The organism is Rothia sp. HMSC062F03 (genome assembly GCF_001836905.1).
GTDB lineage: Bacteria > Actinomycetota > Actinomycetes > Actinomycetales > Micrococcaceae > Rothia > Rothia mucilaginosa_A.
In genome coordinates, this window is sequence record NZ_KV830898.1 from 301332 (window position 1) to 324209 (window position 22878).

General features: G+C 62.7%; 19 protein-coding genes, 2 tRNA genes and 1 other RNA gene. 5 read left to right on the top strand and 17 right to left on the bottom strand.

The annotated features are described in order from the left end of the window. Window positions 1-879 precede the first annotated feature (879 nt). The 14 genes from HMPREF2674_RS08765 to HMPREF2674_RS08830 all read right to left on the bottom strand — a co-directional run bounded on the left by HMPREF2674_RS08765 (window position 880) and on the right by HMPREF2674_RS08830 (window position 16076). A complete protein-coding gene (locus HMPREF2674_RS08765; RefSeq protein ID WP_141761827.1) occupies window positions 880-2334 on the bottom strand; it encodes a hypothetical protein in 1455 nt (484 codons plus the stop codon). 317 nt (window positions 2335-2651) lie between these two features. Next, window positions 2652-3923 carry a beta-ketoacyl-ACP synthase II gene (fabF, locus tag HMPREF2674_RS08770; RefSeq protein ID WP_070825454.1) on the bottom strand — a complete coding sequence of 424 codons (1272 nt, stop codon included), beginning with the start codon at window positions 3921-3923 and terminating at the stop codon, window positions 2652-2654. A 183-nt stretch (window positions 3924-4106) separates the two neighbouring features. Next, on the bottom strand, window positions 4107-4349 hold the full coding sequence (locus HMPREF2674_RS08775; protein WP_049334085.1) for an acyl carrier protein: 243 nt from the start codon (window positions 4347-4349) through the stop codon (window positions 4107-4109). A gap of 145 nt (window positions 4350-4494) precedes the next feature. Then, on the bottom strand, window positions 4495-5520 hold the full coding sequence (locus HMPREF2674_RS08780) for a beta-ketoacyl-ACP synthase III (protein ID WP_070825455.1): 1026 nt from the start codon (window positions 5518-5520) through the stop codon (window positions 4495-4497). A gap of 79 nt (window positions 5521-5599) precedes the next feature. Next, complete coding sequence (locus tag HMPREF2674_RS08785) at window positions 5600-6499, bottom strand: ACP S-malonyltransferase (RefSeq protein ID WP_070825456.1); 900 nt, start codon at window positions 6497-6499, stop codon at window positions 5600-5602. 219 nt (window positions 6500-6718) lie between these two features. Beyond that, window positions 6719-7789 (bottom strand): tyrosine recombinase XerC, encoded by a 1071-nt coding sequence (locus tag HMPREF2674_RS08790; protein ID WP_084824471.1) that lies wholly within the window; start codon window positions 7787-7789, stop codon window positions 6719-6721. 238 nt (window positions 7790-8027) lie between these two features. Continuing rightward, window positions 8028-9791 (bottom strand): DNA-processing protein DprA, encoded by a 1764-nt coding sequence (dprA, locus tag HMPREF2674_RS08795; RefSeq protein ID WP_246826213.1) that lies wholly within the window; start codon window positions 9789-9791, stop codon window positions 8028-8030. A 189-nt stretch (window positions 9792-9980) separates the two neighbouring features. After that, window positions 9981-11519 carry a YifB family Mg chelatase-like AAA ATPase gene (locus HMPREF2674_RS08800; RefSeq protein WP_070825457.1) on the bottom strand — a complete coding sequence of 513 codons (1539 nt, stop codon included), beginning with the start codon at window positions 11517-11519 and terminating at the stop codon, window positions 9981-9983. Further along, entirely contained in the window at window positions 11519-11902 is a 384-nt protein-coding gene (locus HMPREF2674_RS09335; protein ID WP_070825490.1) for a YraN family protein, read from the bottom strand. The genes HMPREF2674_RS08800 and HMPREF2674_RS09335 overlap by 1 nt, the downstream gene beginning before the upstream one ends. Window positions 11903-12236: 334 nt before the next feature. Beyond that, window positions 12237-12563 carry a DUF2469 domain-containing protein gene (locus tag HMPREF2674_RS08810; protein ID WP_049342768.1) on the bottom strand — a complete coding sequence of 109 codons (327 nt, stop codon included), beginning with the start codon at window positions 12561-12563 and terminating at the stop codon, window positions 12237-12239. 118 nt (window positions 12564-12681) lie between these two features. Beyond that, complete coding sequence (locus tag HMPREF2674_RS08815; RefSeq protein ID WP_084824476.1) at window positions 12682-13524, bottom strand: ribonuclease HII; 843 nt, start codon at window positions 13522-13524, stop codon at window positions 12682-12684. Window positions 13525-13540: 16 nt separating this feature from the next. After that, window positions 13541-14617, bottom strand: a complete 1077-nt coding sequence (gene lepB / locus HMPREF2674_RS08820) for a signal peptidase I (RefSeq protein ID WP_049334079.1) — start codon at window positions 14615-14617, stop codon at window positions 13541-13543. A 294-nt stretch (window positions 14618-14911) separates the two neighbouring features. Beyond that, window positions 14912-15259 (bottom strand): 50S ribosomal protein L19, encoded by a 348-nt coding sequence (gene rplS, locus HMPREF2674_RS08825; RefSeq protein WP_005507488.1) that lies wholly within the window; start codon window positions 15257-15259, stop codon window positions 14912-14914. Between the two features lie 217 nt (window positions 15260-15476). Further along, on the bottom strand, window positions 15477-16076 hold the full coding sequence (locus tag HMPREF2674_RS08830) for a single-stranded DNA-binding protein (RefSeq protein WP_070825458.1): 600 nt from the start codon (window positions 16074-16076) through the stop codon (window positions 15477-15479). A gap of 506 nt (window positions 16077-16582) precedes the next feature. On the opposite strand from HMPREF2674_RS08830, the gene HMPREF2674_RS08835 reads away from it, so the two are divergent. Next, window positions 16583-17482 (top strand): HNH endonuclease family protein, encoded by a 900-nt coding sequence (locus HMPREF2674_RS08835; protein ID WP_049345443.1) that lies wholly within the window; start codon window positions 16583-16585, stop codon window positions 17480-17482. Window positions 17483-17570: 88 nt separating this feature from the next. On the opposite strand, the gene HMPREF2674_RS08840 is transcribed toward HMPREF2674_RS08835, so the two are convergent. Then, window positions 17571-17643: transfer RNA gene (locus tag HMPREF2674_RS08840), tRNA-Arg, on the bottom strand. Window positions 17644-17727: 84 nt separating this feature from the next. Further along, on the bottom strand, window positions 17728-19407 hold the full coding sequence (gene mptB, locus HMPREF2674_RS08845; RefSeq protein WP_070825459.1) for a polyprenol phosphomannose-dependent alpha 1,6 mannosyltransferase MptB: 1680 nt from the start codon (window positions 19405-19407) through the stop codon (window positions 17728-17730). A 191-nt stretch (window positions 19408-19598) separates the two neighbouring features. Between mptB and orn the strand changes: the two genes are divergently transcribed. The 3 genes from orn to def all read left to right on the top strand — a co-directional run bounded on the left by orn (window position 19599) and on the right by def (window position 21318). Continuing rightward, the gene (gene orn, locus HMPREF2674_RS08850; protein WP_070649527.1) at window positions 19599-20255 is read left to right on the top strand and encodes an oligoribonuclease; all 657 of its coding nucleotides are present in this window, start codon (window positions 19599-19601) and stop codon (window positions 20253-20255) included. 217 nt (window positions 20256-20472) lie between these two features. Then, window positions 20473-20545: transfer RNA gene (locus tag HMPREF2674_RS08855), tRNA-His, on the top strand. 200 nt (window positions 20546-20745) lie between these two features. After that, window positions 20746-21318, top strand: a complete 573-nt coding sequence (def, locus tag HMPREF2674_RS08860; protein ID WP_049334074.1) for a peptide deformylase — start codon at window positions 20746-20748, stop codon at window positions 21316-21318. Between the two features lie 126 nt (window positions 21319-21444). Here def and rnpB read toward each other — a convergent pair. Then, window positions 21445-21838: RNase P RNA component class A (gene rnpB / locus HMPREF2674_RS08865), an RNA gene on the bottom strand. A gap of 115 nt (window positions 21839-21953) precedes the next feature. Between rnpB and HMPREF2674_RS08870 the strand changes: the two genes are divergently transcribed. Next, window positions 21954-22748, top strand: coding sequence for a YaaA family protein (locus HMPREF2674_RS08870; RefSeq protein ID WP_070825460.1), 795 nt, complete (start codon window positions 21954-21956; stop codon window positions 22746-22748). Window positions 22749-22878 lie beyond the last annotated feature (130 nt).

The window sequence follows — 22878 nt, forward strand, 5'->3', positions numbered from 1 at the left end:
GAGGGTGTTGAACGACTATCAATAACGCGATGACTAGGAATTATAACAATAAGGTTAAATTATTGGTTGAAGGTTTACTTTAGGCGCGCTTTAAGGTTATTCTATCTACAGGAGCTCCCATCACCGATCATCCGGTTCCATGAGGGCATCGATTATTTTCGGACTCCTCCGAGCGTTTCCTGCAAGATGTTGACTCCTGCCATTGTGGTCTTCACTCCGCACGGGAATGCTTCACCATCGGAAGGAGCGACCACTCCGATTCCTACCTGATGGAACCGGTATGGGAGCTTCTATAAATCTTCCGGACGGGCACCTCGCCCCGAAGGTCGCATACTCCCGTCTTCTCTGTCTACGCCTACCGTGGTGCGAGGCAGGGAACGCGGGAACCTTGCGGGATGGTTTATTCCCGCGCGCTCTGCATTGTCTTGTGGAGTGTGGTGTGTTTGGGTGGCGTATCTGCAGTGCCGGAGCGGATACGCCACCCGTTTTTAACCTGTGAAACGTTTAGTAACCACGCACCCAGGTAAACCGACAGCGCAACCTAACGACAGAACAACCCCTTATTCAACCCAAATTAGGTGTGCTACCTCTGAAACCCAACCACAGACAACCCCTATATCAACCTCACCGAGGGGTGTAGGCGACCTAGAGGGCGTACCGGACACGCGACGGGGTTCCCTCCTCAAAGCGGCTGGGTTCTTTGAAGGTTAAGGCGCCGCAGAGGGGGCACTCCCCCGCGAGCGGCGTCCGGTATGCACTCTCAAACAACCAACCCACGGAAGCCTAACTCCCCCGCGAGTACGGGTCGGTGCGCGCGCTCCCAGCACCTAGTCCGTGGAGCACCCGCTTTCTTGGGGATAAATTTCTCGGGATAGATTTCTAGGGGATAAACCAAATGTTCCTAATGGTATCCGGACCTCCCCAGAACATGTGGACCCACGCAGCGGAGGCCAACACCCCGAAAAGGACCAGCCCCGGGCGGTAGACGCGACTCTTGGGCAGATAGGAGGCCACCAGCAGGGAGAGGGTAAACATCGGCAGGATGATACGAGGCGTGGAGGTAATGGGGAGCCAGAAGATGAAGAGGTATCCGGCGTAGCAGGCCGTCCACAGCCACAGTGCGGGGTGTAGCAGGGAACGATTGCCCTTGAGCGAAATCCACCAGTAGAAGCCCAGGATGAGCGCCACGAAGAATAGCGCCACGATTTCCCAGGGAAGGGATCCGCCAAGGTATTCGTCCCATTGCTTGACCCACTGGATAAAGATGAGGTGTCCCTCTTCAGGCTTGCGACCGCTCCATCCCAGTTCCGTCGCGAGGTACGCATCGGGGCGTCCGGTGCGGAGGGCGGCGTGCAGAGGGTGCACGAAGGCGAAGGAACACACCACCAGGGCGCTCAGAAGCTGGCCGAGGCGGCCGCGGAACGCAGCCCACGCATCCGAGAGCGATAGCCGCAGGATGCCGCCGGTGCGGTCGCGGTAGTCGGCAACCGTGCACCAGAGCCACCACAGACCCACGAAGGCACCCAGCGGCACACCCACCGGCCGGGACAGGGCCGCGCAAAGGGCCACGGGGAGCAGCAGAAGGTAGCGGTTACGCACCACGCACCACGCGCACAGGGCCAGGAACAGGGTCGAGAGGGCTTCAGCGTAACCGGTGACAAATATTGGGCTTGCGGGGCTCAGGGCGTACACGGCCAGGGCCCACAGCGCCAGGCGGTTGCGGGATTCATCCCCCGCCTGCGGGCGGGTGTCGAAGACGCCCCGGGCACTCCAGTTCAGGGAACCCACGAAAAGGCGGTAGAGCACGAGGGACAACGCGCACCCGGCCACAAGAGTCACCAGGACCGACGCCAGGCGGTAGTCAATACCGAAAACATTGGATACCCCACCGCTGAGCACCGACTGCAGGGGCATGAACGCCCAGGTGTTGTGGTTTACCGTTCCGTCGGGAAGGAAAGGCAACTCCTGGGGGTAGCCGTGTTTGTGGATGCGCTCGTAGAAGAGAGCGTCCCAAATGTTCAGGTAAGACAGGTAGTCGAGGTTCCGGTTGACCTTGCTCATGGGATGCTGCAGGTCTCGGGTGAGGGAGAGAGCAAAGATGCCGAAGTGAACCGCGCAGGAAAGAATCCAGATCAGCAGCGCCGGGACCCAGGTACGGTATGCGGGCAGCCGACGAGTAGGACGAGCATCCGAGGAACCAGCCGTTACCGGGAGGGCAGACCGAGCCGTCCCCGCACTCTTCGTCGAGACGCGGGGCTCGTCGGGGGTCAACGCTTGATCGCTGATGTTTGAGGTAGTGGAGGAGGGCGCGGCCCGGTTCAGATGTTTAGCCATACTGCTCTCGAGTGTATAGTCCGATGGGGTTTTGGATACCCTGGTGCTGAAACTGCTATGTGTTATGCGCTTTGGTAAATAATTTACCTATAGGATACCGGTAGGTTATGCCGTTAAGACGTTGAACGCGATATCCGCGGAAAATATGACGCAGACTAATTCACGTGATTTCGGTACACAACGCTGACTCCCTAAAGGGTTAACCGTGCAGATGGAACGCCCGCCCCAGCAATCCTGCTCAAAACGCAACGCTCCCCCGCTACACACGGTAGCTGAGGGAGCGTTACGTCTATCAGGAGCTAAAAGCCCCAGGATGCTTAGTTTTCGACCGAGCGGAATGCCACGACAGCGTTGTGGCCGCCGAAACCGAAGGAGTTCGAGATGGCGACGACCTCACCGGCGGGCAGTTCGCGTGCCTCGGTGACAACGTTCAGGTCAATCTGCGGGTCCCTGTTGTCAAGGTTGATGGTGCAGGGGGCGGTGCGGTGGTGCAGCGCGAGAACGGTCAGCACGGCCTCGAGAGCGCCAGCGCCACCGAGCAGGTGGCCGGTCATCGACTTCGTTGCGGAGACAGCAATGTCCTTGGTGTGCTCGCCGAAGGTTTCGTGGATCGCGGTTGCTTCGGGGAGGTCACCGGCGGGGGTGCTGGTCGCGTGGGCGTTAATATGCACCACGGTCTTGGGGTCGATGTTGCCGTCTTCGAGGGCTTCGCGCAGCGCGCGAGTTGCGCCGAGCGCTGCGGGGTCGGGCGCGGTGATGTGGTAGGAGTCTGCGGAGACGCCGGTACCGGCGAGCTCTGCGTAGACGCGTGCGCCGCGAGCCTTGGCGTGCTCTTCGGACTCGAGGATGAGGGCCGCTGCACCTTCACCCATGACGAAGCCGTCGCGGTCGACGTCATAGGGACGCGATGCCTTCTCGGGCTCATCGTTACGGGAGGAGAGCGCCTGCATCTTGGCGAATGCCGCCATGGGCAGCGGGTGGATGGCAGCCTCGGAGCCGCCAACGATAACCACGTCGGCCTTGCCGCTACGAATCATCTCGGCGCCAATCTGCATGGCCTCGGTGGAGGATGCGCAAGCCGAGACAACGGTCTGGGCTGCCGCGCGTGCCTTGAGGTTCATAGAAACCGCGGCTGCGTTGCCGTTGGGCATGAGCATCGGCACGGTCATGGGCAGGACGCGGCGGGGACCCTTTTCGCGGAGGGTATCCCAGGCGTCCAGGAGGGTCCACACACCGCCGATACCGGTACCGAAGGCGACACCGGTGCGAAGGGGATCGACTTCCTCGGCAGATTCAGCGTCGAGGCCGGAGAAACCTGCGTCTTCCCACGCCTCGCGAGCTGCGATGAGGGCGAGCTGTCCCGAAGGATCGAGGCGCTTGGCTTCGACCTTGGTGAGGCGGCCGGATTCGAGGGGTTCAACGGCAAGCTGACCGGCGATGTAGACCGGCAGGTCGTATTCCTGAACCCAGGGCTGATCAATCGTGGAGACACCGGAAACGCCCTTGGTGGCGTTTGCCCAGGTGGTGGGGACGTCGCCGCCGATGGGGGTGGTTGCGCCGAGGCCGGTCACCAGCACTTTTCGAGACATTGTGGCACTTTCTCTTGGGTGGTTTTGTGGGTGGTCTATCCGGTGGTGTGTGGATAAAAACCTGTGGTCCCCGGGAAGCTTCGGTGCGCGGGCACGTTCGCGGGGCCGGGAGTATGCAGTGGGGGGGTATGGTGATGCGGCGCGGACCGGTGAGAGCCCGCGCCGCGTCGGTCGCGTTACAGCTTAGGCTGCGTTTGCGATGAAGTCGACTGCGTCGCCAACGGTCTTGAGGTTCTTGACCTCTTCGTCGGGGATGGTAACTTCGAACTTCTCTTCGGCGTTCACGACGATGGTCATCATCGAGATGGAGTCGATGTCCAGGTCCTCGGTGAAGGACTTGTCCAGCTGAACGTCCTCAACCTCAACGCCGGTCTCTTCGTTAACGATCTCTGCCAGACCTGCGAGGATCTCTTCCTTGTTAGCCATTCAGGGGCTCCTTTTGTTATTTCGATGGTCGTCGCACCCACCGGACGGGGGTACGCGTGCATTACCGAGTTTATCGTGTATGCGCTGTGAACGCATGTGACAACTCGGAGTGTGTGGGGATCCGCGTGGATCCGGCTCGGGGCCGTTACGGAAGAACGACGACCTGAGCTGCGAAGGCAAGACCCGCGCCGAAGCCAATCTGCAGGGCGAACTTACCGGAAAGCTCCGGGTTTTCCTTGAGCAGTCGGTGAGCTGCCAGCGGCACGGATGCGGCGGAGGTGTTGCCGGCATCGACGATGTCGCGCGCAACGGCGACGGTGTCGGGAAGCTTGAGGGTCTTGACCATCTGGTCGATGATGCGGGCGTTAGCCTGGTGCGGGATGAGGGCACCGAGCTCGTCGGGGGTGATGCCGGCTTCTTCAAGGGCCTTCTTAGCGACCTTGGCCATCTCCCAGACGGCCCAGCGGAAGACGGAGGGTCCGTCCTGGCGCAGGGTGGGCCAAATCTTCTCGCCTTCCTGCACGGGGTTGGCAACGAAGTCGCGGTTGCGAATGTCGAGGAGGGAGTGGGTCATGCCGACGGTATGCCAGCGGGAGCCGTCCGAACCCCAGACGGTGGGGGCGATGCCGGGCTCGTCAGAGACGCCGACAACTGCGGCGCCCGCGCCGTCACCGAGCAGGAAGGAGATGGAGCGCTCGGTGTTATCGATGAAGTTCGACAGTTTTTCAACGCCGATCACGAGGACGTTCTTGGCGGTACCGGCGCGCACAAGTGCATCCGCCTGAGCGATGCCGTAGCAGAAGCCCGCGCAGGCTGCGGAGATGTCGTAGGCGGGGCACTTGGAGCCAATGGCATTAGCGACGATGGTGGCCAGGGAGGGGGTTGCGTAGGGGTGCGAAATGGTCGAGATGATGACCGCTTCGATGTCTTCGCCGGATACGCCGGAGGACTGCAGGGCGTCCTTTGCGGCGCCGATGGCAAGGTCGGTGACGGACTGGTTTTCGCTGGCGCGGTGACGAGTAATGATGCCAGTGCGCTGGCGAATCCACTCATCGGAGGAGTCGATGGCCTCGACGATGTCATCGTTGGGCACGATGACCTCGCCGCGGGCGGCACCGTAGCCGAGGATGCGGGAGTAGCGGTTGATCTCGTACTGCTTGAGGGTAGTCACGTATTCAATCCTTTATACTGTTGCGGCTCGCAGGCTGCGGGCTGCTGTCTATGGGGTGAAGCTGAGTCGGTGCCCGTATTTAGGCCTTGAGAGCGTCGAGGTCCTCGGGGGTGTTGATGGCGGTGCCGGGGACGCCGCGCATGGCGCGCTTGGCCAGGCCGATGAGGGTGCCGGCGGGGGCCACCTCGATAATGCCCTCGACGTTACGGTCGAGCAGGGTTGCCATGCACAGGTCCCAGCGCACGGGGCTGGTGACCTGCGAAACCAGGGTCTGCACGAACTCTTCACCCGAGGTGACGACGGAGCCGTCACGGTTGGTCAGAAGCGGCGAGCTCGGGTCGGAGACCTTGAGGGAGTCCGCAAATTCCTTGAGGGCGGGGACGGCGGGTGCCATGGCCTCGGTGTGGAATGCACCGGCCACCTTCAGGGGAATCACGCGGGTGCGGGCCGGCGGGTTGGCGGCAAATTCCTCGATGGCGGGAATGGGGCCTGCGGCAACAATCTGGCCGCCGCCGTTGGAGTTTGCGGCCACCAGGCCTGCGGCGGCGATGGCTTCGCGAACGGTATCTTCAACGCCGCCGAGGACTGCGGCCATGCCGGTCGGGGAGGCTGCGGCGGCCTCCGCCATGCCGTTGGCGCGCACGCGCACGAAGCGCATGGCGTCTTCCTCGCTGAGCACGCCGGCCAGGGCGGCGGCGGTGATTTCACCGACGGAGTGTCCGGCGAAGACGAGCTCTTCACCCTCGAGATCTTTGAGTGCGAGGCGACCGGTCACGATACCCGCTGCCACGATGAGGGGCTGGGCAATGGCGGTGTCCTTGATGGTTTCTTCTTCGGCTTCGGTGCCGTAGTGAATCAGGTCGATACCTGCAGCCTCGGAGAGTCGTTCCAGGTGCTCGCGCACCCCTTCAATCTCAAGCCAGGGGCTCAGAAAGCCCTTCTTCTGGGATCCCTGACCGGGGCAAACGAGTGCGCGCATGCGGTGCGACCTTTCTGATTTTGGTACTCGTACGCGGCGCCGCAACGGGTGCGGCACCCTCGGATAATCTGTTACCTATGCTACCGCGTTCCACTGCCGTGCATAAAGTTTCAGCGCAAGTTGAACGGTGTATAGCTTAGAGCGAACGTGCCCCGCCCATATAGAGAGACGGCCTCGGGCGGCCCAACGACGCATTGTCAGGGCCCTCTCCCCCGTCGGTTAGGCCCGGGGGTGGGCACGAGCGTAGGTTTCGGCCAGGCGCCGCATCGACACGTGCGTATAAATCTGCGTTGTCGCAAGCGATGAGTGCCCCAGCAGCTCCTGCACCGAACGGATGTCGGCACCGCCATCGACCAGGTGGGTTGCCGCGGAATGACGCAGAACGTGCGCGCCGGAGGCCTGAGTGTTCTCCACGGTGCGCAGCAGGCGCGTCAGGTCCTCGCGAATCTGACGGGCATTGGCCCGCCCGCCGCGAGGCCCGATGAACAGCGCCGTCACCCCGCTCGAGCCCTCGGGAATCCACTGCGGGCGCCCCTTGGAAACCCAGCGGTTGAGGGCTTTGAGAGCCGGGGTTCCCAGCGGAACCACTCGTTCCTTGTTGCCCTTGCCCAGCACGCGCACCGTCTTATTCACGCGGTCGATGCTCTGCAGGTCCAGGCCGGTGAGTTCGGAGATGCGCATCCCGGAGGCGTAGAGAACCTCAACGACGGCTTCCAGGCGTAGCAGACGAGGGTTCCGGGGGTCTTCGGCCCGTTGCCGCTGAACGTTTTCGATGAGCTGGCTCATCTGGTCTCGGCTGAGCACAGGCGGCAGATGGCTCTCACGCTTGGGGGTGCTCATACCGCGCGTGGGGTTGGCCTGCACGAGCTCTTCCTCCTGCGCCCAGGAGAAGAAGGTTCGCAGGGTCGAGCCTCGACGGGCCACGGTCGAGCGGGCAGCACGGCGCAGGTGAAGCGAGCCGAACCATTCGCGAATGAGGGAGGCATCGATGCTGTTCACATGCCGCACGCCGCGACGAGCCACGTAGCCGAAGAACCCCTCCAGATCGGATACGTAGGATCGGATGGTCTCCTCGGAACGGTGCTTTTCGTAACGCAGAAAGCGTTCGAACCGCTCGATAACCGGGCGGAAGACCTCACCCGAGACGCCCAGGGCCGATTCACCGTTTGCCGATTCGCCGGAGGCCCGGCCCTCCGGTTCCTCCATCGGTCGGGTGTAGGCAACGGGAAGCGTGGTCGAGGGAGCATCCCGGCTCGTGTCGGACTGCACAGGATGCGCCGGCTGGTTCATAGCGTCTCCTCTCGACCTCTTGGGTAACTGCCGTAGTACCGGTGGACGGGTACCGATGCGCGCCTCCCAGGGGTGGCACGATGCGTCGGGGTGCAACGGCGGCACAAACCGGTTCTCCCCATTCTAAGCGTTGGCGTGCTCCACGGGCCTACACGAGACCTAAACCCCAGTTGGCGGTGAGGCAAGGTGCATCCCCGCGTTGAGGTGGAGCCGGGGTGGGCTCTCCCCGGCTGTCTTCTCATGCTCCCTTCTTCGGGCGCATCTTACGCCAGCCGGTGCCGTTGCTCTCGGCCAGGCCCAGCCGTTCCAGTTGAGCAAGATCCATCATGACCTCTCGAGCGCCCAGCCCCAGAGCGCTGGCGATATCGTCCACACCGCGGTAAGAACGCAAACCCAAATCGTCCCACACCCTTCCCTGCCGTTCCGTAAGGTCGTCAAGAACGGTGGAGGCCGCCGACTCCTCGGCGTCCCAGTCTCCGGCGTGCTCTGCGCCGAGCTCGTATCCCGCTGCGGCATCGTACTCCAACAGGTCGGAGGCCTCCGTCAAAATCTGGGCGAGCCCATCGCGCAACAGGCGGTTCGTGCCCACCGAGTTGGGAGAGTTAATCTGCCCGGGAACAGCCCAGAGGGGGCGACCTATTTCAAGAGCGTGGCGTGCGGTGTTGAGCGCCCCGGAGCGCCAACGGGCTTCAATCACGACCGTGTGCCTAGCCAGCCCCGCGATGAGGCGATTGCGTTCCAGAAAACGCCAGCGGGTCGGGGTGTTGCCAATGCTCACTTCGCTCATGATGAGCCCGCGCTCGACGATGTCTCTGAGCGTATCGCCGTTCTGAGCGGGGTAGAGACGGTCCAGGCCTCCGGCCATGAATGCGACGGTGGGTAGCTCAGCGGTGCTGTGGGTGAGGGCCGCGCGATGAGCCGTGATGTCGATGCCCATCGCACCCCCGGAGATCACGAGGTACCCCCGGCGGGCGAGCTCAGCGGCCAGGTGCGTGGTCGCCTCGCTACCGTAGATGCTGGGGTCTCGCGAACCCACCAGGGCAGCACTCGGCAGGTTAGCGAGGTCGAGCAGGTGCCGTGAATCCCCCAGACACCACAGTCCGTAGGGTTGGGCCGGGCCCAGGTCGCGGAGCTGTTCGGGCCAGAGCGGGTCGGCGGGGGTAACGAGCCACGCGCCGAAGGTGGCGGCCATATGGGCCTCGGAGGCCAGGGTGCGTTCCATGCGGCGGTGCCAGCGCAGACGGCGGGTTGCGAGTTCCGTATGGAAGGTATCGCGGTTCATCTGATGCTCTCCGGGGCGGTAGTAGTCGCACGTATTCGTCATGAGTCGGGGGCTCTTCTCGTCGCCCGCGACCCCGCGTAGAAAATCACCAATCTGCGGGTCCGGTTCGCCCAGCTCCCAGATCTCGGACGGCACCCTTTCGCCGGTGAGCAGGTAGTACACCGCGAGGGGCGTTCCCAGGCAGGCGAGCGCCTCAACCACGAGCTCATCGGCGGGTTCTGCGCAGCGCATCAGCTGGGCGGTGCAACAGCGCACGTATTCGCGGCACGCGGCGGCAAGCTCTTCGGGACTGAGGCCAGGATTGAAGAGCGGAGGTAGCCCGCCGGGTTCCTCGTTCGTTAAAACTCCGTCGAGTTTCTCAGCCCCGGATTTTTCCTCCCCTGCATCAGTCTTTTGAGGGTCGCCGATAGTCTCCTCCGCGCCCCGCTCCCCCGCGACCGCCGAAGGCTCAGGGACCGCCGAGGGCTCCGCATTTGCCGAAGGCTCAGCGTTCATCGAAGGGTCGGCCCTCAACGTACCGGAGTCTGCCGAATCTTCTTGCCCGTCCTGCGGGTCGGGCAGGTACACCGGGTTGAGGCACGCGGCGAGGTACCCCGGCTCGCGCGCGGCGCTATAGGGACTCGGCGAGGGCTCGTTCCCCAGGGAAAGGATGTGCCGGGCCCGCCAGCGGGTCAGGGCCCGCAGGTCAAAGTCTGCCTCTAGGGCAAGCTCTCCCTGCACGTACCCTTGCCCCTTCGGTTTCGTTCCGGTCGCGGCGTGTGACGTCCCCTCTCGGGCGTTCCCCTTACTCCGCTTCGTACCGTGACGAGTGGAGGCTGAGCGGCGGTTTGTGGTTGAGGTCATTATCGTTTTCCCCTATCATCATTGATTTTCATGTCTTGAAACGCTTTGGTTCGCGTGCATCGCGCGTTAGTGCAGCTGGCCCTGTTGGCGTAGGAACAGGGCCACGTCCAGGTGCTCCCGGCTCGGGTAGGCGGCTCCCTCCAGGTCGGCCAGCGTCCAGGCGATGCGCAGCACCCGGTCGTAGCCGCGCGCCGTCAGGTTTCCCCGGTCGACAGCGGCGTTGAGCTCGCCGGTGAGTTTCGCGTCCAGGCGCAGCGGGCCGCGCAGAATCTTGCCGTTCATCTCCGCGTTCGTCTTCAGGCCGTAGGGTTCTAATCGCTCGCACTGAGCCTCACGGGCAGCCAGCACGCGCTTGCGAATCTGCGCCGAGCTCTCATTCATCTGACCTCCCGCAAGCTCCGTGGACGAGACCTTCGGGACCGTCACGTTGACGTCGATGCGGTCCACGAGCGGCCCGGAAAGACGCCCGAAGTAGGCGCGTCGCTCCCGGGGCGCGCAGGTGCACTCGGTACCGAGCCCCACGTTCATGCCGCAGGGGCACGGGTTGGCGGCCAGAATCAGCTGAAAACGCGCGGGATACGTGGCGGATGCGGTGGAACGGTCCAGGGTTACGACCCCGGATTCGAGGGGCTGGCGCAGGGAGTCGAGGACCGTGCGTTTGAATTCGGGGGCCTCGTCGAGAAAGAGCACGCCGCGGTGTGCTTTAGAGACGCATCCGGGCCGAGGAATACCGCTGCCGCCTCCCAAAATTGCCGGCGCGGATGCGCTGTGATGCGGGGCCTCGAAGGGAGGCTCACGTACCAGTTCGCTGAGCGCCTCACCCGCCGAGCAGAGGGAGCGGATGGCGGTCACTTCCATCGCCGCATCGTCGTCCAGGGGCGGCAGGATGCTCGGCAACCGCTCGGCCAGCATGGTTTTGCCCGATCCGGGAGGGCCGGTGAGGAGCATGTGGTGCCCACCGGCTGCCGCGATTTCCAGGGCGAAGCGGCCCTGCGCTTGACCGGCTACGTCGCTCATGTCCGAAGGAATACCCGCGTTTTTCTTGGGGAGGGCCTTCTCCTCGAGGTTCGGGGCGGGCGGGTAGGTTAGCTTCTGCGTCTGTGCCCCCAGAGCCGCGAACACCTCGGCCAGACAGCGGAATCCGCTCACCTGCGCGCCGGGGATGAGGGCCGCCTCCTCCGCATTTTCGGCGGGGACGATGACCCTGCGGTGCCCGGCGGCAACCGCGGCCTTCACGGCGGGCAGGATGCCCGGAACCGGGCGAATCGTCCCGTCGAGGCCCAGCTCCCCCAGGAACACGCTGTCCCCGCTCGGGTGTAGCTTCTTCTCTGCCTGCAGCGCGGCCACCACGATAGCCAGGTCGAAGGCCGATCCGCGCTTAGGCAGGGTCGCCGGGGTCAGGTTGACGGTGAGCCGATGCTGGGTCAGGGTAATTCCGGTGTTCTTGGCTGCGGAGCGAACGCGCTCCTTGGATTCGTTGAGGGCGGTATCTGGCAGTCCCAGCAGCACGAAGCCTGGAAGTCCCTGCGAGATATCGGCCTCGACGTCCACGATGTGCCCGCTCAGCCCCACGAGGGCTACGGAGTAGGTGCGTGAGAAGCCCATTACGCCACCCCCTTCAGGTGTTCGAAGGTAAAGGTTTCGCAGGTTCCGGTCACCGCAATCGCGTCTATGCGAAAACGCGCGAAGTCCAGGCTCTCGCGCAGGCGGCACCAGAGAATCGCCAGTGAACGGGTGCGGCGCGTCTTGTCGCGGTCGATGGCGGCGAAGGGGTGCCCAAAGTCCTCGGTGCTTCGGGTTTTGACCTCGATAAAGACGAGCTCATCGTCGGGGTCGATTGCGACAATATCGATTTCGCCGCGAATCTGTTCGTGCTCCAGCCCGGCGGGCGGTCGCCAATTGCGGTCGACGATGCGGTAGCCGTTCGCCTCAAGGATGTGGCTGACCACCTCTTCGCCCCAGCGTCCGACGCCGTGAGCTCGGGGCAGGGCCCGCGTGACCGCGGCGGGGTTCTTCCGGGCGCGTCGCGCGCCTCTGCGGGGCGAGCCACCAGGTTCGTTCGTTCGGGGTGCCTGTGCGGTTGTCTGCGTTGCGATGCTCTGATGTTCGGGGGTCACGATTCCCTCCCACGGTAGATGGCTTGGTCGTGCTTCTACTGTGCCCAGGCGAACCGGGCCGAGGAATCGGAAAGAAAAAACTGTGGATAACCTCGGCCGCATCGCGGTCAGGGAGGTTATCCACAGCTTCTTATTTGAAATTTTGGGGGTGTTTTTTCAAAAACCGGTCGAGGGGAATGTCATATACACACCGGCTACCGGAACACTAGGCGCTGAAATCCGGCATCTCGGGGACCGTGAATTCCTGGTTGGGCAGGCGCTCCTCTACGTTCACATCGCGCACCGAGTAGGCGTGCACCTTCTTCACAAAGCGGTTGGAGCGGAACACGTCCCATACCCAGACATCGCTCATGAGCACCTCAAAGTAGAGGGTGCCGTCCTGCACGTGCGGGGTCACGTCCACCTGATTCGCCAGGTAGAAGCGCCGGTCGGTTTCCACCGCGTAGCTAAAGAGCGACATGACGTCCTTGTACTCGCGGTACAGCGCCATCTGGGCGTCCGTCTCGTAGTTTTCGAGGTCTTCTGCGCTCATTCTTCCTCCTATAGTCATTCTCTGCTGCGCGTGCAACTCGGGTGTCTCTCAGCGGGTACCTCACCAGCATTGCGGGGTGCTCCAAGCAAGACTCAGGCCTCCTCAACGGCGCTCTCCCCTAGCGTTCGGGGCTCTTCTCCCCGAATACGCGGGCCCGCTGCGCAGCCGCTATCTGCTCGGCGGTGGCCGGTAGCGACCAGGACAGGCGGTGCATCGGGCTGGGGCCCCGCGCGCTGATTGCCTCACGGTGGGCGGCCGAGCCGTAGCCTTTGTTCTTCGCCCAGCCGTACCCCGGGTGAACCCCGTCGAGGGCCACCATCAGCTCGTCTCGCTCAACCTTCGCCACCACAGAGGCAGCCGCAATCGAGGCGCACTTGTAGTCGCCCTTGATGACCATGGTCACGGGCATAGCCGCGGGTTCTCCCACTCCTTCCCAGGCCTCGGCCAGCAGAGCGTCGTAGCGCGCCTGTGCCGGGTCCGGTACCAGCGCGCTGAACAGGTCCTCCTGCGGAGGGGTGAACCAGTCGTGCTTACCATCGAGTAGGGCGGCATCGGCACGGTAGCCTCGGCGTGCCAGAGCGGCCAGGGCCCGCTGGGCGGCAAGCCGCAACGACAGGGTCATGCCCAGCGCATCCACGTCCTGCGGGTCCACGTGGCCCACTTCAACGGCGCACCAGCGGCGAATCTCGGGGACCATGGATTCGCGGCGCGCAGGCGAGAGGGCCTTGGAGTCAATCAGCCCGCCCACCTCAAGAGTGGCGTCCGGGCTAAGAATTGCGACGCCCACGCTGACAGGGCCAGCCATGGAGCCGCGTCCCACCTCGTCGATACCCGCCACCGCGCGAGCCCCCGCCTCGAAGAGTCGCTTCTCATGCTCCAGGTCGGCGGCGGGCTTTGGCGCCCGAGGCTTCGCAGCCTTGGATTTCTCCGCTTTTGTGGGTTCCCCAGCCTGTGCGCTCACCGTCACGGCCTCTCTCCTACTGCTCGGGGGTCGAGGTCGGAGAGGGAACCGAGGAGAACACGGAACTCTCGTCGGTCAGCAGGCCGAAGTGGTTCAGCGGCCAGGCCACCACGAAGACGTTACCCTGAACGTCATCCTTCGAGATGAAGGCGGTGCCGTCAGAGATGTGGTAGCGGGAATCCGCAGAGTTGCTACGGTGGTCGCCCATCACGAAGTACTTGTCCTTGGGCACGGTCACCTTGAAGGCCAGCTCGGAGGGCTGGTTACCCGGGTACAGGTACGGCTCGTTAATCTCCACGCCATTGACCTTGATCTTACCGGAGCCGTCGCTCTCCACCACGTCACCGGGGGTACCGATAACGCGCTTGACCAGGTAGTTCGAAGAGGTATCGGGCAGAACACCCACGAAGGAGAGGCCTTCCTTAATGGGGTTGCTGCTCTTCTGGGTCGAAGGAATCCAGCCCTGCGAATCCTTGAACACGATGACGTCACCGCGCTTGGGCTCGTTGAAATAGGAACCCGCCACGTTGATGAACACGCGGTCGTTGACCTGCAGGGTCTGCTCCATCGAACCGGAGGGAATGTAGAAACCGCGCAGCAGGAAGGTCTTAATCAGGAACGCAATAATCAGAGCGTAGAGAACCACGGTACCGCCCTCACGCACCTGAACCCAGGCCCATTCACCCAGGCGGTCCTCCTCGCGGGCCTTAGCGAAAGTCAGCTCGGCCTGCTCGGCGCGCTTGGCCTTGCGGCGCTCCTTGGCGGTCATGGTCGAGGGATCTTCGGGCTTCTCCTCGTCCTTCTCGGCGCTCTTATCGGCGGTGGTTGCGGCGCCCTCTTCTTCCGAGCCCTTGGTATCAGGTGCTTCCGCGGGCTGAGCGGATGCGCTCGCCGCCTCGGCAGCGGCGGGTCGAGCGTCGCCTACGTGGGATTCCTCGCCCTGTTCGGAGGAGGCCAGCTCGGCCTGTTCACGCTTCTTCTCTTCAGCCAGACGCGCGGCGTACTCCTCCATCTCACGGCGCTCGCGACGGGATTGGGGCTTATATCCCTCGGGATAGGGGCTGTTGTTCGCAGTCGTCTTGTCATCTGCCATGCTGAAGAGCCTTTCGTTTGAGAGACATGTAGGCCAACCTGAGTGAGGCGGTACCTAGCTATTGTAACGAGAGCACCCGTGCCGCCGCCTCTTTGACTCGTATAGCGAAGCCCCTCCGAGCCCTACAGCTCGCCGACAGCAGGGGCCGCGGGAGTGCTCCTCCGTTCGCCTCCCCCGCTTCTAGACAGCGCATCACCGTATTCGGGGTGCTCGCCCGGATACGCAAAAACCGCCCCACACTCCGCACGGGTGCGGATGGGAGCGGTTTGCAACAGAATTCTGAATCGATAAAGATTAGAACTCGCGCTTCTCGCGGATACGAGCAGCCTTACCGTGGCGGTCGCGCATGTAGTACAGCTTTGCACGACGGACGTCACCGCGGGTCACAACCTCGATCTTCTCGATGGAGGGAGAGTGAACGGGGAAGGTACGCTCAACACCAACGCCGAAGGAAACCTTGCGGACGGTGAAGGTCTCGCGAACGCCTGCACCCTGGCGGCCAACGACGAAGCCCTTGAAGACCTGGATACGGTGGTTCTTACCTTCAACGATCTTAACGTGAACGTTCAGGGTGTCACCGGGGCCGAAGGCGGGGACGTCGTCACGGAGGGACTTCTTGTCGAGGAAGTCAAGAGTCTGCATAGTTGTAGATCTCCAGAGCCATCTGCCGCAGGTCAAATAGACTCAGATTGCTCTGCCCCACAGCGGGACAGAAAACTTCATGCTTCGGACAGGATTGGTGCCCGAAGGTTGACATCGTTGGTCGCTCTCCCCCCTGCGGCAGGGGCGTGCCCAATGTCAACACAATGCTCCATTATCCCAATGCACCCGCGTTTATGCAAGCATCCGGGGAGCACTTTTAGAAGGGGGGTTCGTCACTCTGAGCTCCCCCACCCTGGGATGCGCTGCCCTGCACGCCCCCACCCTGGGATGCGCCGCCCGGCGTTCCTCCGCCCGGTGCTCCCGCAACCTGCACTCCAGCGCTCTGAGCCACCGTGCTCGGCAACTCGGCGTTCTGGGGCACATGCAATACCGCATCCGGCGCGCCCTGCGGCGTATTCGGCAGCGCGCCCAGCGGGGCATCCTCGTGGAGCGCGCGCTTCTCCACGGTGCGGGCAAAGGAACTTGTGCCGTAGTTCAGGTCGTGGCCGATGCCCTGCGCGTCAATCTCCACGGTAGTTCCCTGCGTGCCGTCCTCACGGTTCCAGCGGTTGATGCGCTGGCGCCCGCTGATGACGAGCGGCTGCCCCTTCTGCACCGAGACAGCGATGTTCTGCGCCAGGCGGCGGTAGGCCTTAATGGTGTACCAATTGGTCGTGCCCTCCTTCCAGGTTCCGGTAGCGTCCTGCCAGCGCGGTGTGCTGGCCAGGCGGAAGTTCACGACGGGCACGCCGTTCGGCAGGGCCGCCAAGGTCGGGTTGGATGCGGTGAATCCGCGGATTACGATGGTGTCGCTCACGATATCTCCTATGATTTCTTGGGGTTAACCCCGGGCTAAAGCCTCTGCACCGGCTGGCCCGAACCGGTTGAGGCGCCTCCGTTCGGGCTCCCGGTCGGTTGCCCCAGGTTGGGTTGGGCCGGTTGATCAGCCTCGGTCAAGTTGGGCCGGCAGGTTACCCAGTCGGTTCTTAGGGTAGGTTTCTTCTACTGTGCCGCGTGCGCCGCCACCGGGTGCCCGCCCCTCGCGCATCTGTGGATAATTCACGGTCTTATCGCGCTATCATCCCGCCTGTGGACGAAATATTTGAACGTTTGGGGTAGTTTTTTCAAAAAACCGACGCGAGGAACCGTCATTGGAACGAATTATGACGCCATCCGCATCCTCGCTCCCCTCCTCGCAGAGGCGAGCTAATTCACGGCGAGCGAGTTACCTTTTACACCGCAAGCCCTCTATCCTTGATGGAGCGGCGACCCGCTGCTTTGACCAATACTTGACCGATACACCGTGCTACCCCCGGAGTTTCCGTGAGCAAAAAGCCCATGAACAGCAACGACCTGCCCACGCTGCAGGATCTTCAGCGGATTCAACGCAACCTACCCAGGCTCCCCGAGTCCATGGACCCGCAGAAGAAGCGCCTCATCTACGGCCTGCTGGCCTTTCTGGCCATCATTCTGCTGATTGTCGGCATGATCTACGTGAGCAAGCACGGCGAGGGCGGCCTCTTCGGTTCGGAGTCTTCGACCTCCGCTACCGACGACGATGACGCCAACGTAGCAACCGAGACGCTCTCCGAGGTCAAGAACCCGTACAAGGCGGTTGATCCCGCCACCGCGCTCGCGCCGGATCTGGCCACCGCGAAGAGCGAGCTGGCGTCCCTGCAGGTGAAGGAACGCGCGTCGAAGGCTGGCTACTCTCGTGATCAGTTCGGCCCCGCCTGGGATGACGTTGACGGCAACAAGTGCAATACCCGCGACGACATTCTGCGCCGCGACCTGACCAATATTCGTTTCAAGGTCAAGACCCACGCGTGCACCGTCATTACCGGCACGCTTGCAGACCCGTACACCGGTAAGACCATCGAGTTCAAGCGCGGCAAGAAGACCTCCGCGGCCGTACAGATTGACCACGTGGTCGCCCTATCGAACGCATGGCAGACCGGCGCGCAGGACCTGAGCGCCGAGCAGCGTCGCCAGCTGGCAAACGACCCCGAGAACCTACTCGCCGTGGACGGCCCGGCCAACCAGCAGAAGTCCGATGCGGATGCCTCCGAATGGTTGCCGAGCAACGCCTCCTACCGCTGCACCTACGTGGCTCGCCAGGTGCACGTGAAGGCCAAGTACAAGCTGTGGGTGACCGCCGACGAGAAGAAGGTCATGGAGCGCACCCTCAACTCGTGCAAGGACACGAACCCGACCAAGAAGTAACGCGCCCCGCATCTTTGCGGTAGCTCAAGGGTATAAAGAAAACCGCCCCGCACCCCCGTTGAAGGGTGCGGGGCGGTTTTCGTTACGGCGCCCCAGGAGGGAATCGAACCCCCGACCAAGAGATTAGAAGGCTCCTGCTCTATCCTCTGAGCTACTGGGGCCTTCCTCTAGGGTACACGAGTCCTAGCTGTTCCCCGCACGTTTGGACGCCCAGAGGAACCGTCGGGGCGGAACACTCGAGGGGGTTAGCTCCGCGTGGAGCCGGTCAGCACCTCGCGATCCTGCTTCTTCGCCTCGCGGCGGCGTGCACGGCGGCTCGATGCGCCGGGGAACAGCTGCCACCACAGGCGAATCGCGGTGCGGCGCACCTGCGTGGGGCGGAAGCTCACGTACACCATGCGGCGGGTTGCCGGGTCGAGGACCATGAGGTACACAATGTAGCCCAGGCAGACCACCGTTGCGATAAGTCGGCCCATATCCTGGTTGAAATCGCGCAGATAGGGCGAAACGTTCAGCTGGTCGCTCACGCCGTAGGCCATGAAGAACAGCGTAGTGATGAAGTACCACATGAGCTGAAAGTGCGAGCGCAGACCGGTCGCGGCAAGCATTGGGATAGCCCAGAGCAGGTACCACGGCTGAATCATGGGGCTACACAGGAGCATGAACAGGATGGCCAGGCCGGCGTGGCGCACGATGTTGCGGTCGCGTCCAACGAATGCCATTGCTACCGCTCCGAGCATACCGATGCCTTTGCCGACGGTCTCGATGAGTTTGCGAATGACCTCGAAGGTATCCCCCTGCGTGAAGAGGGATGCCGCGCCAATCACCAGGCCGAAGGGGGTGTACCAGATGTACTGGCCGCCGGTGGTGGACAGTGCCTTGATCCAACCGAATTCCAGTCCGGTCACCCAGCCCATGAGCGCCATTTCGGCGAGCAACAGCACACCGGAGAGCACCCAGAAGATGAACTTGCGCGGCCAGGAGGCGTTCTTGCCCGCCCAGAGCAGACCCACGAAGGGCAGCACCACGAGGGCGAGCGGCTTGACGGCAACGCCAAGGGCTACGAAGGTCACGCCGAGCGGGCCGCCCCAGAGGGTGTGACGGTAGCGCTTGGCGTAGTAGAGGCCGCCGAGCATGAACATGGTCATGAGCGAGTCGTTGTGGCCGCTGGCGATGAACGATGCGATGAACAGCGGGTTCGGGCCGATCTGCCAGAGGGCGCGGACCTGGTTGAAGCCGTGTGCCTTGGCGAGTTTTGCCACGTAGAAGAGAATACCGATGACCGCGAGCACGGAGAGCAGGCGGAAGTAGAAGAGGGAGAGGTCGATGTTCTCCCCCGCCAGGCGCACGATCCACTCTTCAAGCTTGAGGGAGACCGGGCCGTACGGGGGCGGGGATTCCGCCCACATGGGGTCCGCACCGTTCTGCATGAAGTTCGAGATTTCGGAGACTCCGTGCTTGTACGGGTTGAGGCCGTGCGCCATGACCATGCCCTGACCGTAGTAAGAGAACATATCGCGGCTGTAGATGGTGAAGGCGAAGATCTGCGGCAGGGACCAGCTGGTGATGACGGCAATCATCCAACGCATGGTGTTGGGTTCGTTCCAATCGCCCATCTTCTGGTAGATGCGCAGCCATTCACGGCACATAATCATGGCGCCGAGGGCCAGCAGGATAATGCCGGCGATGACCCATACGGCGTCAAACCTGATGGCGCGAATCAGGTCGTAGCGCCAAAAGTTGGAGCTATCCGAGAGCCATCCGACGGTGTAGGACCCCAGGGTGACCATGATTGAGCCGATGGTGCCAATGACGAGCGTTCGCAGACGGTGGTTATTGACGTAATCCAGCAGCCGGGGTGAGAGGGGTGCGTCGTGTGCTCTGGTGGCGGCGAGCCGGTGTGCGGGCTCTTTCAGTGAGCGCATTACTCCCTTTCTGTATGCGTCGTCTCTTTGGCTTTTATCATACCCGAGCGCTTCACCGGAGCTCGGCGGATTCGGGTGCGAGCGCGCGGTGTGGACAGCGCCTCTGCACACACCTGAGCGTTCTTATACGTTCCGACTATGTTCCGACGCGCGGAGGGGCGGGCGGGCGCGAATGAGGGTAGAGTTGGAGTGTGAGTATTTCTAGTGAACGTATTGTATGGATTGACTGCGAGATGACCGGCCTCGACGTGGCCAATGACGCCCTGATTGAGGTGGGCGTTCTGGTCACCGATGCCGACCTCAACATTTTGGGTTCGGGCGTGGAGTTCGTCATTAAGCCCGGCGACGAGTCCCCCGCGGGTGCGGTGGAGAACATGAACGACTTCGTGCGTTCGATGCACGAGTCCTCGGGTCTGCTGGACGACCTCGAGAACGGCGTGTCGATGGATTACGCCCAGGAGCAGGTGCTCCGCTACGTGAAGAAGTATGTTCCTGTGGCGGGCAAGGCGCAGCTGGGTGGTAACTCGGTGGGCATGGATAAGCGCTTCCTGGAACGTTACATGCCGCAGGTGATGGACCATCTGCACTACCGCGTGATTGATGTGTCCACGATTAAGGAGCTGGCTTCGCGCTGGTACCCCGCCGCCCGTCACAGCGCCCCGGTGAAGACCGGTCACCACCGCGCGCTGGGCGATATTAAGGATTCGATTGACGAGCTGAAGTACTACCGTCGCGCAATTTTTGTGGAGCAGGGTCCGGATGCCGTGGCCGCCGCTAAGATTGCCCGCGAGGTTGAGGCGGAGCGCGTCGAGCTGGAGGCGAAGGCCGCCGAACCTGCCGAGCAGTAGCCGAGCGCTATGCAACGGCGCCTGAGCGCGATGTAGCTGTGCACCGGGATGCGCGTCCTCCGGGCCCTCGAGGGGGTCCCGGGGCGTGCGTCCGGCGCCCCCCAACCCCTATCTCAAACTGTAACGAGCATCACCCGATCTCAGCTTGGCAGGGTTCGTGAACTCATGTACAGTAGTATCCGTTGCACATCGCAAGGGAAACCAAGCGAAGCACATGGTGGTCGTAGCTCAGTTGGCAGAGCGCCTGGTTGTGGTCCAGGAGGTCGCGGGTTCAACCCCCGTCGATCACCCCGATGGAAAGGGTCGTTATGGTTATCCGTAACGGCCCTTTCGCTTTACCCTCACCTCGGTTTACCCGTACAAGGTTTACCGGAGCAAAAACTTTTACACCAGCATTTTCAACCCTTCGAACGAGAACAGCATGCCCCGCGACTTCATGCGGCAGGCGCACCCGATAGGTCCCCGTTCAACACAAGCAAAGGATGATTCTGTGGCTATTCGCCCCATCGTTATTCACGGCAACCCCGTTCTGCACCGCCCCGCGGCACCCGTCACCGAGTTTAATGATGAGCTCAAGGAGCTCGTGGCTGACATGTACGAGACCATGGACGCATCCAACGGCGTGGGTCTGGCGGCACCGCAGATCGGTGTGGGCCTGCGCATCTTCACCTACAAGATGGAGAACGAGGACGGCGTTCCCCCGCGCGGCTGCATCATCAACCCGGTGCTGACCCTGGGCAAGATTTCTACCGCCGACCCGGACCCCTACGAGGAGGAAGAGGGCTGCCTGTCCTTCCCCGGTTACGGCTTCCCCCTCAAGCGCGCCGAGTGGGTCACTGTGAACGGCCTTGACGAGCACGGCAACCCCGTCCACTTCGAGGCGACCGGCTGGTTCGCACGCTGCATGCAGCACGAGACCGACCACCTGGACGGCAAGCTGTACGTGAACCGCCTGAACAAGAAGTGGACCAGCAAGATGAAGAAGGTCGTCAAGAAGGAAGGCTGGACCGTGGACGGCAACTCGTGGATGCCGGGCGTAGATCCCGATCCCTTCGGCCACTAATCGCGGGCTCCCCTAGAGCCTTCCCAAAGGTCGGGCGGGCCTCCCGCGAAGCTTTAAAGCGAAGACCGCGAACGCGTTAGAAAATGCGTTCGCGGTCTTCGCTTACCATCTGCGGATGGTGACATGAAAACGGGTCGTCCTATGAGCCGGGTTCTGTCTAAAACGCCGCCCGAAGGGGCGTTTCGAGGCAATCATCTATCTAGAACGTACGTTGCCGCACGTCTCAAGCAGCCTACCCGAATACGCACCCCGAGAACCGGGGATCGGGCGCACTACCCTACCATGGCGCATCCTATTTGACCTTGCTCCGGATGGGGTTTACCTAGCCGGGCACGTCACCGCGCCCGCTGGTGGTCTCTTACACCACCCTTTCACCCTTACCGCGGCGAACCGCGGCGGTTTACTTTCTGTGGCACTGGCCTGCAGGTTACCCCGAGTGGATGTTATCCACCATCCTGTGCTGTGGAGCCCGGACTTTCCTCGAAGCATCCGAGTGCCTCGCGATTGCCCGGACGGCCCGTTTTCACCCCACTCATTATACGCATACCTCTCGGGGCGGTTATTTCCCGGGTTCGTCTCGCGGGTACGCTGGAATCTCGCGGATGCGCTGGCAGCCTGCCAGGTATACTGGGTAGATGCTAATTCTTCTTCCCCCGTCTGAAGGTAAGACCCCCGCCCCGGCGGGCAACGCACCGGTTTCTTTTGCCGATCTCTCCTTTCCGGAGCTGACTGCCGAGCGTGAGAGCGTCCTGGAGGAGCTGACCGCGGTCAGCTCGGGCCCCGATGCCCTGGCGGAGCTGAAGGTGGGTGCGTCCCTCGAAGCCGAGGTGGAGCGCAACACGCGTCTGCTGTCCGAGCCGGCGCAGCCCGCGATTCGCACCTATACGGGCGTGCTGTTTGAGGCGCTGGATTACGCGAGCTTCTCCCCCGCCGAGCGCGATGCGGCGCACTGGTCGCTGCTGATTTCTTCGGCCCTGTGGGGTGTTCTGCGCCCCGAGGATGCGATTCCCGCCTACCGTCTGTCCATGGGTGTGAAGCTGGGTTCGATTGGTGCGCTGGCAAACTTCTGGAAGGGTGCGCTGGGCACCGCCCTGGAGGCAACCGCGAAGGACCAGCTGATTCTGGATTGCCGTTCTGCAGCCTACGCGAAGTCGTGGGTGACTCCCCCGTCGCAGACTCTGGCGGTTCGCGTGGAGCGTGTGGCGGCCGATGGTTCTCGCAAGGTCGTCTCACACATGGCGAAGTATTACCGCGGCCTCTTTGCTCGGTATCTGATTCAGTCGGGATTGGCGGCGCGCCCCCTGGATGGTTCCACGGCGGGTATCGCCGAATTCTTGGAGGCGGTCAGCGAGGATTGGGCGGTGGAGTGCGCTCTGCCCACGGCTCGTAAGGCGGGTGTCCTGACCCTCCTCGTGCACGAGGGGCAATAAATCCCAGCGGGCTTTATGTCGTGATTTTAGCCGGGCGGTGCGATCGTGCTGCCCGGCTAAAAATTTAAATATTAAGAAATTTTTACCTTTAAAAGAGTCGCGGGAAATAACATTCTTTCTCAGTGATTTA

What these genes read in the sequence shown, in the direction of transcription:
- HMPREF2674_RS08765 (WP_141761827.1), bottom strand. Translation starts at nt 2,334, where the DNA reads ATGGCTAAACATCTGAACCGGGCCGCGCCCTCCTCCACTACCTCAAAC.
- fabF (WP_070825454.1), bottom strand. Translation starts at nt 3,923, where the DNA reads ATGTCTCGAAAAGTGCTGGTGACCGGCCTCGGCGCAACCACCCCCATC.
- HMPREF2674_RS08775 (WP_049334085.1), bottom strand. Translation starts at nt 4,349, where the DNA reads ATGGCTAACAAGGAAGAGATCCTCGCAGGTCTGGCAGAGATCGTTAAC.
- HMPREF2674_RS08785 (WP_070825456.1), bottom strand. Translation starts at nt 6,499, where the DNA reads ATGCGCGCACTCGTTTGCCCCGGTCAGGGATCCCAGAAGAAGGGCTTT.
- HMPREF2674_RS08790 (WP_084824471.1), bottom strand. Translation starts at nt 7,789, where the DNA reads ATGAACCAGCCGGCGCATCCTGTGCAGTCCGACACGAGCCGGGATGCT.
- HMPREF2674_RS08800 (WP_070825457.1), bottom strand. Translation starts at nt 11,519, where the DNA reads ATGGGCTTCTCACGCACCTACTCCGTAGCCCTCGTGGGGCTGAGCGGG.
- HMPREF2674_RS08810 (WP_049342768.1), bottom strand. Translation starts at nt 12,563, where the DNA reads ATGAGCGCAGAAGACCTCGAAAACTACGAGACGGACGCCCAGATGGCG.
- lepB (WP_049334079.1), bottom strand. Translation starts at nt 14,617, where the DNA reads ATGGCAGATGACAAGACGACTGCGAACAACAGCCCCTATCCCGAGGGA.
- rplS (WP_005507488.1), bottom strand. Translation starts at nt 15,259, where the DNA reads ATGCAGACTCTTGACTTCCTCGACAAGAAGTCCCTCCGTGACGACGTC.
- mptB (WP_070825459.1), bottom strand. Translation starts at nt 19,407, where the DNA reads ATGCGCTCACTGAAAGAGCCCGCACACCGGCTCGCCGCCACCAGAGCA.
- HMPREF2674_RS08870 (WP_070825460.1), top strand. Translation starts at nt 21,954, where the DNA reads ATGCTAATTCTTCTTCCCCCGTCTGAAGGTAAGACCCCCGCCCCGGCG.